Consider the following 12,598-nt stretch of genomic DNA (forward strand, 5'->3'; position numbering starts at 1 on the left):
AAATGCGTTTATGCCAGCCCTAGTTATAGGACTGGCATTTTGAGCTACCGATCGTTTTTGAACCAATCATTCATTTGACTTAAAACACTTTCCATCGCATTGACATCTTTAAAGGATGGTAAATCAGCTAATAAAACCTTATTAGGATCTTTCGTCTCTGGTCCTTTCTTTTGTAAAACAAAAATGCTTTTTTGCATTTTTTCGTTTTTAAACATCGTGTTAGGGAGTTGTAGTAATCCAACTATGTGAGCATGCTCTTTTAAAAAGTTTTGAAGTTGATCTTTTTGTTCACTTTCAAATAAGAAACTTGGAATGACGAAAAATAAGTAGCCGCCTTCTTTTGTATATTTAAGACTCTGTTCAATAAATAGATGATGCGCATACGAATGACCTTCTTCTAATTTTAAGTCATAACCATACGCGATATCATCATCAGGGTAGTATCCAACAGGTAAGTCAGAAACGATAACATCAACAGGATCTAATAAAATCGGTTTTAAGCTATCCTGATGAAAATATTCAATTTCTCGCTCTTGTAAATTTGTATTGCTATACGCTAAACGTATAAGTGTTGCGTCTACCTCGCTGCCATAAGCTTTAATCGAGGATTCATTTTGTTGGTTTAAGACAGCTAGTAGTAAATTAGCCGTTCCACAGGCTGGATCAAACATCGTGTAATGTTTGGTATCGCCCATAAAACGTTGAACAAGATAACCCATAAACATCCCGACCGTATCAGGGGTGATATGATGGTGCTGTTGGGTCACTCCCTTCATGCCTTTTAAAATCGTAAGCTGTAATGCTTTCCGTCGAACCTCCACCTCATAATCTTTATAATGAGCTTCATTTAATTTTTTCTTTAAATTGGCTTCATAATCGTTAGCTAGATCATCAGGTAAATCCCTATAAAAAAGTAGTTCACTAGCTGCTATCAAAGCTTCTAAATAGGGCACATCTTCTTCTTCAACAATGATATTTGTTGTATCGTCTAGCCATTTAAATAATTGCTCAATTTGTTGCTCCAATCAAAGTCCCTCCATCCGTTACTGTGTTGGAAAGGTTTTCTTATATCATTTTAGCAAATTCAGAAAGACTTTGATAGGTCTACGTTTTACTCAGGCGTAGATGGTCCTTGATTTCGTTCTTGTTTTCGATCTTGTTTTTTTCTTCGACCTTGTTGAGATGACTGATTAGAGCGATTTTGCAAATAGCTTTGAACCTTCTCGACAGCTTGTGGTGCTAAATCAATTAATTTCTCAACGATATGTGTACCTTGATCTAAATGAACCATTTTAACCTCATCAGACTGAACAACCAAAAAGCCAATTGGATTGATTGATACACCACCACCTGTACCCCCACCAAAAGGAAAGGCAGGTCCGCTAGATTGATTATCACTGCCTTGGTCTCCACCTTGATCGGACTGTCCACCTTTAAACTCACTACCACCAGCGGCATAACCGAAACCGACTTTGGAAACCGGTAGGATAACCGTTGATTGGTCAGGTGTTTCTATCGGATCACCAATAATCGTGTTAACATCAATCATGTCCTTTAAATTTTCCATCGATGTAACCATCATGTCATGTATTGGATGTTCGTTCATTTTGTTCCCACCTTCTTCATTTTTTCATACTTCCTAAATATGCTAAACAGTTCATGCATAATTTGACCGAGTTGAAACGATAATATACATTTTAGCTCGGTTTGATAGGTCGGCTTTGAATATTGAGGACTTACACTGTAATAAGGGTCGGATTCATTTTCGAAAAAACTAGCCAGAAATAAACTAATCATGCTTTTAATTGAGTACAAAGACCCAGTTAATATGGCTGTATAATGTGCGGAGTCAACACCAATTGCCGTATTCCACCTCCATTGCTGTAATTTTATCGTATGTAGGGTCCTTTTTAAGTTAGGGATGATATCTTTCTTCGATTTGATAAACTTCTCTACAACCTCCCATTGCTTTTCTAAATCATCTACGTTAAAGCTTTTCTCCTTTTCATTACTTGGTTGTTCCTCGCTTTCAGCATCTAACGTTAAACTATCGCTATCGATATTCATCAAAGGGATGGACCGTTTAATTTTAATGAACCGAAGAACTTTTATCTCAATGTAAAGGTCTTTTTGATCATCAGCATAGGTCAACATGATTTTTACAGTAATAGGTGAAAACAACAATAACAAAATCAATAGACCAATCAATAAAACAATCCCAATTATGACAGCCAGCCAGACCATAACAAACACCACCCCTAATCCATAGAGTGGTTATAAATTGGTAAATTATGCATAAAGAAAACGCCACACAACCATGAAGTCATGTGGCGTTAAATTTTTATCTTTTATATACGATTTTCTCATTAACAATGGTCATGTTGACATTTAAAGTTGATAATTTAGATTGATCTATTTTAAACGGATCATGATCTAACACAACAAAATCTGCAAAGAATCCACGTTTGAGCTGTCCTTGAACACCTTCCTTATTAATAACCTTCGCTGGATTTACTGTATATAAACAAAAGGCTTCATAAACAGATAAACGTTCATGTTCATAATATGTCTGTCCATCATAAGCCGATCGTCTATTAACGGCAGCATCAATGCCTAACAAAGGATCAACTTCTTCAATAGGTGCATCTGATCCACCAGCACATAAAATCCCTTCATCCATATAAGTTTTCCACGGATATGATTGAGACGCTCGTTCTTGACCAACACGATCAACTACCCACGGAAAATCTGACGCAACAAAAGTTGGCTGAACATCAATTATGATTGGTAGTTCTTTCAACCTCTCAATTAGGTCTGGTCGCATAATTTGCGCATGAATAATTCGATCTTTTGTATTTTGAGGGGGTGGGTATTTTTCAATTAAACGGACAATTTTCTCCACCGCCTGATCTCCTATCGTGTGAACAGCAATTGGCATATGATAATTTCTTGCTTTCATGACCAGCCCCTCTAATTGTTGATCCGTATGAATGGAAACTCCTTTTCGAGTCGAATCATCACTGTATGGTTCTGATAATAAAGCCGTTCGACCACCCAGTGCACCATCAACAAACAACTTCATCGCACCGAACTCTAACCAGTCGTCTATTTCACTTGGACGATAACCTTCATGATGTAAATCATCTACGGCATCATGGTGCACGAGTAAATGTGCTCTGAAAAATTGTTTAGTGGGTATCACGTGATTAAATGCATCGAAGGTTTTCTTAAATCCTCCGTAATAGCTTAAGTCCTCACTATGACCAGACACAATCCCATGCGATAATAAATCATTAATCGATGTTTCAATCGCATGCTCCAAAAAAGAGATCGAAGGAACTGGCATTTTCTCTTTAATTAAATCCTGTGCTTGGTCATGAAAGGCACCTGTTAAGTATCCATATGAATCGCGTTCAATAACGCCACCAGGAACATCTTGAGTTTGTTCATTCACACCTGCCAAATCCATAACTTTTGAATTAGCGACTAACGCATGACGACAAACTCTTGTTAAAATAACAGGATTACCTCCAGTTATTTCATCCAATTCTTCCTTATGAATAAAGGTTGGTTCATCCCAGTTATTTTCATTAAACCCTTCTCCAATAATCCATTGCTCCCCTTTTACATTCTGAATCGCGTTATGAACTTTATTTATAACATCTTGACGAGAGTGGATATCAGAAAGATCTAGTCTAAGAAGCTTTTCGCCGTGGCCAATAATATGTAAATGACTATCGATAAATCCCGGGAATAATACACCTTCAAACGGTACTGTTTCATCTATTTCCTCGTTATATTTATTTTGTAATTCATCCTTATGACCTGTCTCGACAATTTTACCGTCTTTTGTAAAAATGGCTTCAACTGTTTCACCTTCGCCAGTCATCGGATAAATGGTGCCCCCAAACCATAATTTACCCATTAGATGTCCCCCTTCACCTCGTAAGTTTTATCGACTGACTTAATACTATATCCTTCAATCACTGAATTTCAACTTTAACAATTTGGTAAATTGTTTATTAGAAATTTTTCCTTACGACGTTGTCCATTCCCGACACTAAACTTGTCTTGCATTCCAGATTCCTAGAGGTTGATTATTCCATTACCATACAAAGAATCATATCTACTCTACCATTCTTCTAAGATATTCACCGTCAATCACTAAGTCAGCTAGAACGTTTTGAAACATCGAAACAATACCATAGATTCCAGCTATTTCATTATTAGAGTAATATTTCTCGAGTTCCTTCCTGTCGATTGTAACCGGATAGGGCATTTGATGTGACAATTGAGTAGCTTGTGTTTTCAGCCTAGAAGACATCATGTTATATTCATCCGACCCAACATAGTTTTTCAAGTACTCCCAACTTACACCCAAAAATTTTGGATAATAAGCTAATGCGCGAAAGTCACTCGCTACATCAAATGATTGATGTTTTTCAGCTATGTCTAATAGTAAGTTCATCACATCAGGTGGGGCATCAGGTATACGCATCAATTCAATTTGTGGTAGAGAGGGAAATACACCCGGTATAATAAATCCTTCTTTTTTATTAGATCCTTTAATTGGCCGATTGGCAAGACTTTCTAACCATGCAGAAGCAATCAAAAGAAGCTTAGGATTAACGTAATTAAACGTAAATAAGATCCTTTTGATTTTAATCATGTCCTCATAATCATAAAGTTTTCCCCAATCTATTTTTGGAGAGTTTACGGATAGGCTTGGATAACGTAACATTTGAGCGGCCTTTTCCATATTTACCGTCAGCATATTTGGTCTGACCTGATTCCAAGCAATTGTTAAGAATTTCTCATATAATGCAGTTGTTCTAAATATGAAATTAACAACTGGTACTTTCAAAACATACTTTATATCCTGATAAATGAGTGACGTCTGACCCTTAGCTTCAGATTCAAATATTTCCGGAACTCCATAGTGATCCATTCAATCATCCCCCGAATGTGTACTTATTCTCTTAACTTCATTATTTTATGTTCTGAAAGACATCTGTGTTAATTAGGTCCACTTCGACTGCATCGAAGTTAAGCCCTAAATTAGTGAAAAAGAAAGCTCTTCTGCTTTCAAAGTAAGCCTAATCTAAGTCTATTCCTTCTGTACTAACATATATAATTAGATGAAGGATTAAGAGGTTTTTACAGGAAGAGGCAAACCTATAGTGACATTAATTTTCAACAAGCGATGGTACCACCATTTCGCCCAGAAACAGGAATGTCACCAACCAAAATACCTGTCTATTCAACAGAAACACCATCAGTTCCACCCTATCTTCCATATCGAAAAGTGAGTGTTTATCCACGTTATTTATCCTACAAACAATTAAAAAATGCTTATCTTCCTCAAAATTTAGCTTTTTATAGAAGGGATGAATTTGGCTTGGGAAACGTTAAGGGAAGATATTAATGTCTATTCACAAGGTGAAATTGATCGTTGGGTTTATTCCACTTGTAATATTTGTTCAAATGGATGTGGCTGCTTTATCGCTGTAAAAGACAATAAAATAGTTGGGATGAAAGGAAATAAAGACTATCCCATAAACAGAGGACGCCTTGGACCAAAAGGGGAAAACCAATGGTGGGCAAACAATAGCTCTGATCGACTATCAACACCACTTATCCGGAATTCACAAGGTGTACTCGTTCAAGTTCAAATGCATTTGAAAGTTCTTTATGGTGACGGTGTTATGATAAATGAAATGCATACGATGTTAAATCAAACTGAAAATAAAACATCTTTGAAAACTGAAATAAATACCATACAAGAAACGTTATCTCAACTAGTTAGACATATTACAGAAATTTTTGGTTAAAATATATTGTTCCTTCCCATTTCCAACAACTTTCAGGGCTCTGGGGAACAGTTTTATATGACGAGATTTAGAGATCGTTTTTACTAAAAAAGCCTGCTCTAACTTTTGCCTTGTTAGGGCAGGTGTAAGTGAGCTTCCTGATACCCTATTCTAATATTAGCGCTTATTGTATATATAGGTTTCAACCGATAAAGTTTTAGTGAAAAACTAGGCTTAAAGCCAATACCGAAGTCTGAGTGTGTAGAAATGAAAGGAGGTTGGAAAACCAACCCCCTCATGAAAGAAACTATTGCCTATATTGTGGCTCTTCTTGTTCTATTTGCGTAACTCTTGGTTCAACATTTTGTAAAATAGCACTTGTTTGTTGCGCAGCATCTTGGTAAAGTTGTTTTGCTTCTTTATCCTCCGTTTGAAGTGCAAATTGTTCAAAGCTTGCTTGGGCACTTTTTAACCCCGCTATAGTTTGTTTCACCTGACTTATGACAGTCATAAATGGGATTCCCTCCTTCAAAAATTTATCAATCATAGTTTGGATATTGATTTGTTTAATATTCCCTCATTAGCCTAAATTTTATTGCTAACTAATCTGGAAAGTAGACAAATAGAGTTTTTTTGAATATAGACATTACTTCTTTTATCCTTTATAAGATTTACCCCTATTCTTTAAGATATGGAATGACTTTATTAATGAGATCTTGTAGTTCTTTGGATTGATTTAAATACATCTTTTTCGCCACCTGATCATCAGTTTGTATTGCGAAACTTTCTAAATCGCCTTGCATTTTTCTAAGTTGGGCTGCAAGAAGGGGTTTTTGTTTAACCTGTTGTGGCTTCTTTTCCTCATTATATAAATCGACATGAACATTTCCCTTTGAATCAATTTGGGCTAAAAATACATCCTTAAAATCTTCTGCCCCTTGTTTCTTTATTTCACCAAGTAACCACTCCTCAGAATATCCAAGATACTGAACTCGCTTTCTTAATACATATCCATCCATAATAATTAAAGATGGGGCATGTTCTGACTCTACGGGTAACCCTATATCTTTGGGCGTTAATGGGTTATTTTCCGTCTTCTTCATGACACTAATTTTTCCATTAGTTTCTAAGACAGCGGATTCAACGTCCGCAAGTTTAAATACGTTTTTTTCCCGTAGACCCATCATTAAATCATCAAATGTCATCCTAACTTTAAGTAAATTCTTTTCTATAATATTTCCATCTTGTATTAGAGTGGTCGGACTTCCTTCAACTATTTGCCTAATTTTTAATGACTCTAAGGCGAAAAACGCAATTAATATAGAGAAGGTTGTAAAAATAATCATACCGATGATTGTATTCAATGGTTGTATGTTTGTATTGATTGCAAGTGATGCGGCAATATTTCCAATCGTAATTCCAGTGATATAATCAAAAAATGTCATCTGTGCAATTTGTTTTTTTCCAAGTATTCTAGCTATCAATAAAACAAAGAAAAAAGCAAACACAGATCGAATAATTATGACGGTGTACTCAGGCATATTAATCCTCCAAATTACAACTCATTTATTCTCTTATTATGGTTAAAATAAGTGAAAAGATTATACCTAGCTACGGAGGAGAATATGAAAACACTAAAAATTAGCATAATTTGGTTATGTTTAACCACTATTCTTTTCGGTTGCTCCGAAGATTATATTCAGAAAAAACCACTACCTCAAAAGGCAATAGAAATAGAAAGCCTTGTGAATCAATCCGATTGGGATAAAGCAAGAAAGGAAGTAAAGCATATAGAGAAAATATATAACAAGAATAAATGGATGTATCAGCTACTGGGAAATTCAACAGAGTATAATTACCTGGATCAACATATAAAACAATTATCAGTGTCAGTGGAGGAAAAGGATCAAAAAGAAGCCAAATTCAACCTAAAGCTGATTGAACATTATATAGAATCGATTTATTTTAGATAAATCGTCAAAATTTTTCTAAATAAAAGAAGCTAGTCACCTTAGTTTTTTACAAAAAATCATGGGATACTGGAGGCCTAAATATGAATCAAAATAAAGTAAATCAAAGCGGACAAAAGTTGGACAAAGCAGTAAATAAAACTAACATAAGTGAACTAGATACATTGGAAGTTCAACCATTTAGAAAGATAAATCTAAAAAAATTAGAGGATCAAGTCATTGTAATTACAGGTGCATCAAGTGGAATAGGTCTGGTTACAGCAAGAATGGCTGCTTCAAGGGGTGCAAAAGTTGTTGTAGCAGCAAGAAATGAAGAAGCATTAAGGCAATTAGTAATGGAATTCAAAGAAAATGGATACCCTGCAACCTATGTAACAGCGGACGTAGGTAGTGAAGAAGATATAAAGAAAATTGCAGAAACTGCATTAAATGAGTTTGGGCGTTTTGACACATGGGTTAATAATGCTGGCGTATCCATCTACGGACACGCGATGGATGTAAGCAATGAAGACATCAAGCGTATGTTTGATACAAACTTTTGGAGTGTCGTATACGGGACAAAAATTGCTGTAAAACATTTTAAAGAAAGAGGTTATCCAGGCGCTATTATTAATGTCGGAAGTATTTTCGGAGATAGAGGCACAGTTATTCAATCCACTTATGCTGCTGCTAAATTTGCTGTACATGGCTGGACTGAAAGTATAAGAATGGAACTGGAAAAAGAAAAAGCACCTGTATCAGTTACACTTATCCACCCTGGCAGAATCGATACCCCTTACAATGAACATGCGAGAAGTTACCTAAATAAACAACCAGCACATAGAGGGATGATTTATCCACCTGAAGCTGTAGCTGAATCCATACTTTACTCCGCCGAATATCCGAAAAGAGATATGTATATCGGCTCACAAGCAAAAATTACAGAACTACTTGGAACACTTTTACCACGTCTTACTGATAAAATAATGGAAGTCATAATGTATCCAACCCAACATGCTAACAAACCTTCTAAGTCACCTGAGGAAAGTGCTTTATATCACGCAGGTTATGGCTTACGTGAAAGAGGAACAAATATAGGGTGGATTCGGTCTCGTAGTTTGTATGTGAAGACTAGTAAACATCCCGTCGTTACTTCTATGATTGTAGCCGGATTAAGTGCTTTAGTTTGGTCTAGATTTAAACGAAAAAGTTAATTGGGTTAATGACATTAATAAGGGGATCTATATACGAAATGGTTTATTTTATATTGATAATATTTCTTCAACCCTGGAGCTCTTAACCTTGCGATAAAACTCATACAGTGCACCCTTACTCCCCCCAGGGTGCTTCTTCTAATAAAATTCCTTCATATCTAGCAATATCAAATTAAATCATAAAAAAAGGAACTTAAAAATACAGTAGTAGTAGTTTATAAAGTTAGAAAGAGGTGAACCATCATCAGTGTTTATACCCCACATCAAGAATATGTGCAGGCAACTTTCCAGGCTCTTACGGATGCCTTAGTACCTGAATCAGAGCAACACGGATATGGCCCCCATATTGGTTCTGCAGATATGGGAGTCCATGAATATATCATCTATGGACTAAATCATTATATTTCAATTCAGCAACAGTTGGATCGTTGTATCATCCCTCTTGCTTATCCCACAGCCATCATGTTAGATGTTGCAGCAATACAGCTAGTGAATGCACAACAAGCACAACCTTCCTCGCAAAGCCTGTTTCCCAAAGGACGAATGTTTTCTTACCTTTCCCGAAAAGATCGGGTTCGAACCTTATCCGTATTAGAGAATCTTAATCTCGATCTTTACTTGTTACCATCCCCTTATAAAAATAATTCTGGATTAGTCAAACATGTAGTTGATGTCTTAAATCGCTTTTCACTTTTTGGATATTATTCAGAGTGGCCGGCTTACGGAACTACACGATTATTTCCACCGGATTATCGTCGACTTGAATTTTTCCCTTTGTGTTGGCAACAAGTTGGCTATCCTGGCGTATCTTTGGGCTACCGTGACTTTCGTGGTTTCTTATTAAAAATGCGAAGAAGTGAGGGTTAAAAATGAAAACAGATCCTGATGTGATTGTTATTGGAGCTGGGGCTGGCGGCCCTGTTGTTGCTAAAGAACTCGGGGAATTAGGAATCCATGTATTGGTACTTGATGCCGGTCCATGGTATGGAAATGAAAAATGGCCTGAACCAAATAAAAGTCGTGGAAAGGCGAAAGAAAGTTCTGACCCTTCAGATTTGGATGGGTTTCTTTATCGAAAACAGTTGACAAGACTTGAAAATGATATGAATGACCTTGTTAGCGGTAAATTCCGTTGGGGTGCAGCAGACCGTAGACGTGGACCTTGGTACAGAAATATTCCTGATCAGGCAATTTTGTGGCAAAGTGCCGGGATTGGAGGATCTACACTTCATTACTACTCCAACTCTCCACGCGCTTTTCCTGAAGCAATTAATAATGAATGGCCAATCAATTACGATGAACTTATTCCCTATTATGAAAAGGTTGAAGCTACATTACCAGTTGAATTTGCACCAACAACTACCAAAGAGGCCCTTTTTTATTACGGAGCCGAAAAAGTAGGCTTCCCCTTAAACCGTACACTAGATGTGACAAGCGTTGGCTACCGACCGCAACCAAATGCAATCTTGCCCCCAAATGAACATTTAATGAACCCTGACTATTCATTAGAAGAACTGAGCCATATGGAAGGATGTACGTTAAGTGGTCATTGTGGGCAAGGATGTCCTTATGGTCCATCACTTGAAAAGATGGCCAAACGCTCAACAACTGTTAGCTATGTGCCCTTAGCCATGAAAACTGGGAATGTGACGTTTAGACCGAATACGTTTGTAACGAATGTATTAACAGAGTTTAATGCCAACGGAAATGAACAAGTAGTTGGGGTAAAAATTCGAGACACATGGACAGGTGAAAATGAAGAATTACGTGCAAAAGTAGTTGTGATGGCAGCTGGTTGTATAGAAACGCCACGCCTTTGGCTGAACTCTAAATTACCTCATAACCCTTGGGTAGGACGTGGTTTGACAAATCATTATATGGATATGGTTACCGGAACTTTTGAAGAGGAGACATTAATGAATATCTTGGGTAGTACATCAACCAATCCTTTTGTTGGGCATACTTCAGCTGCACGAATGGACTATCCTGGCCTTGGTATGATTGAAACAATCGGGGAAAGTCCAGGACTATCAGCTCAACAATTATTTGGGTTCAGTCAATACGGTTATAATAGTCTTCGTCAGTCTGATTCAGACATGTGGGATCAACGTGGGCGGCTTGTCGGCAATGAATTGGAACAAGCGATGCAAGGTTACGGAAGAACACTGACACTGTCCGCCATTACCGATGACGAGGTCCTGTATCGAAACGGAGTTGAACTGGATCCTCATATAAAAGATGAACATGGAGCCGTACCATTCGTGCACTATTCACCAAGCAAAAAATCGAAAGAAAGAAGAGAGAAATTAATCGAAATCGCTACAAATATTTTACAGCAGGCAGGTGCGAAAAAAGTTCACCGGGCAGATCTTCCACCAAATTACTTTATTCATTTACATAGCACGATGCGGATGGGATTTGTAGTTGATACATCATGTGAAGCCTACCAGGTGGACCGACTCTATATTGCCGACAATAGTGTTGATTATAATGCGCTTGGAGGCCCGAATCCGACCCTAACGACGCAAGCACTTGCTACACGCACAGCAAAATTATTAGCTAACAAATACTTTTAGAACCATTCGTAAGGTTTCTCTTAGTACAATCCCCATATTCTTAAATTTACTAATAAATTCTTTTCCAGGTGGGTACACTAACGCACGAGATTCGACATAAATCAATAGTGGCACACAGGCTTTAATTATAGAAGCCACCTTACTCAGATGAACCAAAAACTTCGTAAAATGCTTGTTCTATAAGTTCTTCTGTGAAAGGAGATAATTCTAATGTGAAAACACTGCTAGATCAATGGGATTAGCTGGATTCTGCTTAGGCATAGGGATTGCGAATAATAATATATAAGACCTCACCCAGTGTAAATGTTAACTAATATCCACTATTCAACTTAATTTCCATTAATTTTTACTCCTATTATGCCAATATTCACTAATTTATGTCGACATCCAGGTATGTATTAATCTATAAAGTAGAAGATAAATATGACTCCTTTCAATTCAGGAGAGGTGTTGTTATGAAAAACAAACGAGAGAATAATTCCAATCGTTTTAGGAGTTGCGGTTACAACAACTGGTTTTACCTTTCGTAACATTAGAACATGTAACCGGATCGATAATTGGATTTGGGTTAGACCGTGTTTTGTTAGGAGCAATCGATTTAGTCGATGACAACCACTAGCCCATATATTAAGCTCCTCTTCACAAATTTATTGGAGGTGAATAAGATATGGAAGGATTAAAACGTTTAGCCCTTGCCCTTGTTATCATAGGTGCCGTAAACTGGGGACTAATTGGTTTTTTTCAATTTGATTTAGTTGCAGCAATTTTTGGTGGTCAAGAGGCTGCATTATCTAGGGTTGTATATGCACTCGTCGGGTTGAGTGGTCTATATTGTTTAACTTTATTGTTTGATCCGATGGAGGAAAAAAATACGGAAAGAGAAAATTCTGCCCAAACTGGAAGGTTAAATTATGGTACTGAGTTTGGAGAAGAATCAGACTTATCAAATCTAGAGAATCATGACCAAGATACGTTTAATAAAAATGATTAATGAGGTTAGGGGATAGGACAAAAGGGTTTTGAAATATAACTGCCTCATGGTCTGTTTT

13 protein-coding genes are annotated in these 12,598 nt (G+C 36.9%); 6 read left to right on the forward strand and 7 right to left on the reverse strand.

Annotated elements, in window-relative coordinates; all coding sequences use genetic code 11:
• Nucleotides 1-44: 44 nt before the first annotated feature.
• From BLP77_RS06580 to BLP77_RS06600, 5 genes are all read right to left on the reverse strand, one after another.
• Nucleotides 45-1,025, reverse strand: coding sequence for a class I SAM-dependent methyltransferase (locus BLP77_RS06580; protein ID WP_093856320.1), 981 nt, complete (start codon nucleotides 1,023-1,025; stop codon nucleotides 45-47).
• Nucleotides 1,026-1,111: 86 nt separating this feature from the next.
• Complete coding sequence (gene ytfJ, locus BLP77_RS06585) at nucleotides 1,112-1,606, reverse strand: GerW family sporulation protein (RefSeq protein ID WP_093856321.1); 495 nt, start codon at nucleotides 1,604-1,606, stop codon at nucleotides 1,112-1,114.
• The gene (locus BLP77_RS06590; protein WP_093856322.1) at nucleotides 1,603-2,244 is read right to left on the reverse strand and encodes a DUF2953 domain-containing protein; all 642 of its coding nucleotides are present in this window, start codon (nucleotides 2,242-2,244) and stop codon (nucleotides 1,603-1,605) included. Before BLP77_RS06590 ends, ytfJ begins: the two co-directional genes overlap by 4 nt.
• A 97-nt stretch (nucleotides 2,245-2,341) precedes the next feature.
• Nucleotides 2,342-3,925 (reverse strand): amidohydrolase, encoded by a 1,584-nt coding sequence (locus BLP77_RS06595; RefSeq protein WP_093856323.1) that lies wholly within the window; start codon nucleotides 3,923-3,925, stop codon nucleotides 2,342-2,344.
• A 201-nt stretch (nucleotides 3,926-4,126) separates the two neighbouring features.
• Nucleotides 4,127-4,948 (reverse strand): halocarboxylic acid dehydrogenase DehI family protein, encoded by an 822-nt coding sequence (locus tag BLP77_RS06600; RefSeq protein WP_093856324.1) that lies wholly within the window; start codon nucleotides 4,946-4,948, stop codon nucleotides 4,127-4,129.
• 445 nt (nucleotides 4,949-5,393) lie between these two features.
• Here BLP77_RS06600 and BLP77_RS16010 point away from each other — a divergent pair, with 445 nt between their 5' ends.
• Nucleotides 5,394-5,831, forward strand: a complete 438-nt coding sequence (locus BLP77_RS16010; RefSeq protein ID WP_245686819.1) for a hypothetical protein — start codon at nucleotides 5,394-5,396, stop codon at nucleotides 5,829-5,831.
• Nucleotides 5,832-6,117: 286 nt separating this feature from the next.
• On the opposite strand, the gene BLP77_RS06615 is transcribed toward BLP77_RS16010, so the two are convergent.
• Both BLP77_RS06615 and BLP77_RS06620 read right to left on the reverse strand, forming a co-directional pair.
• Nucleotides 6,118-6,321 carry a DUF1657 domain-containing protein gene (locus BLP77_RS06615; protein WP_093856326.1) on the reverse strand — a complete coding sequence of 68 codons (204 nt, stop codon included), beginning with the start codon at nucleotides 6,319-6,321 and terminating at the stop codon, nucleotides 6,118-6,120.
• A gap of 166 nt (nucleotides 6,322-6,487) precedes the next feature.
• Nucleotides 6,488-7,351 carry a DUF421 domain-containing protein gene (locus BLP77_RS06620; RefSeq protein WP_093856327.1) on the reverse strand — a complete coding sequence of 288 codons (864 nt, stop codon included), beginning with the start codon at nucleotides 7,349-7,351 and terminating at the stop codon, nucleotides 6,488-6,490.
• An 84-nt stretch (nucleotides 7,352-7,435) separates the two neighbouring features.
• Between BLP77_RS06620 and BLP77_RS06625 the strand changes: the two genes are divergently transcribed.
• The 5 genes from BLP77_RS06625 (at nucleotide 7,436) to BLP77_RS06645 (ending at nucleotide 12,540) form a co-directional block, all read left to right on the forward strand.
• Nucleotides 7,436-7,783, forward strand: a complete 348-nt coding sequence (locus BLP77_RS06625; protein ID WP_093856328.1) for a DUF4363 family protein — start codon at nucleotides 7,436-7,438, stop codon at nucleotides 7,781-7,783.
• Nucleotides 7,784-7,863: 80 nt separating this feature from the next.
• Nucleotides 7,864-8,973 (forward strand): SDR family oxidoreductase, encoded by a 1,110-nt coding sequence (locus tag BLP77_RS06630; protein ID WP_093856329.1) that lies wholly within the window; start codon nucleotides 7,864-7,866, stop codon nucleotides 8,971-8,973.
• Nucleotides 8,974-9,246: 273 nt separating this feature from the next.
• A complete protein-coding gene (locus BLP77_RS06635) occupies nucleotides 9,247-9,840 on the forward strand; it encodes a hypothetical protein (RefSeq protein ID WP_093856330.1) in 594 nt (197 codons plus the stop codon).
• A 2-nt stretch (nucleotides 9,841-9,842) separates the two neighbouring features.
• Nucleotides 9,843-11,549 carry a GMC family oxidoreductase N-terminal domain-containing protein gene (locus tag BLP77_RS06640; RefSeq protein WP_093856331.1) on the forward strand — a complete coding sequence of 569 codons (1,707 nt, stop codon included), beginning with the start codon at nucleotides 9,843-9,845 and terminating at the stop codon, nucleotides 11,547-11,549.
• Nucleotides 11,550-12,216: 667 nt separating this feature from the next.
• The gene (locus tag BLP77_RS06645; protein ID WP_093856332.1) at nucleotides 12,217-12,540 is read left to right on the forward strand and encodes a DUF378 domain-containing protein; all 324 of its coding nucleotides are present in this window, start codon (nucleotides 12,217-12,219) and stop codon (nucleotides 12,538-12,540) included.
• Nucleotides 12,541-12,598 lie beyond the last annotated feature (58 nt).

Origin of the sequence: Tenuibacillus multivorans, assembly GCF_900103915.1 — a bacterium.
Taxonomy (GTDB): Bacteria; Bacillota; Bacilli; order Bacillales; family Alkalibacillaceae; genus Tenuibacillus; species Tenuibacillus multivorans.

Bases quoted from the DNA above. Each gene is read 5' to 3' on its own strand.
- BLP77_RS06625 (WP_093856328.1), top strand. From the start codon at position 7,436: ATGAAAACACTAAAAATTAGCATAATTTGGTTATGTTTAACCACTATT.
- BLP77_RS06645 (WP_093856332.1), top strand. From the start codon at position 12,217: ATGGAAGGATTAAAACGTTTAGCCCTTGCCCTTGTTATCATAGGTGCC.
- BLP77_RS06600 (WP_093856324.1), bottom strand. From the start codon at position 4,948: ATGGATCACTATGGAGTTCCGGAAATATTTGAATCTGAAGCTAAGGGT.
- ytfJ (WP_093856321.1), bottom strand. From the start codon at position 1,606: ATGAACGAACATCCAATACATGACATGATGGTTACATCGATGGAAAAT.
- BLP77_RS06630 (WP_093856329.1), top strand. From the start codon at position 7,864: ATGAATCAAAATAAAGTAAATCAAAGCGGACAAAAGTTGGACAAAGCA.
- BLP77_RS06620 (WP_093856327.1), bottom strand. From the start codon at position 7,351: ATGCCTGAGTACACCGTCATAATTATTCGATCTGTGTTTGCTTTTTTC.
- BLP77_RS06615 (WP_093856326.1), bottom strand. From the start codon at position 6,321: ATGACTGTCATAAGTCAGGTGAAACAAACTATAGCGGGGTTAAAAAGT.
- BLP77_RS06590 (WP_093856322.1), bottom strand. From the start codon at position 2,244: ATGGTCTGGCTGGCTGTCATAATTGGGATTGTTTTATTGATTGGTCTA.
- BLP77_RS06640 (WP_093856331.1), top strand. From the start codon at position 9,843: ATGAAAACAGATCCTGATGTGATTGTTATTGGAGCTGGGGCTGGCGGC.
- BLP77_RS06595 (WP_093856323.1), bottom strand. From the start codon at position 3,925: ATGGGTAAATTATGGTTTGGGGGCACCATTTATCCGATGACTGGCGAA.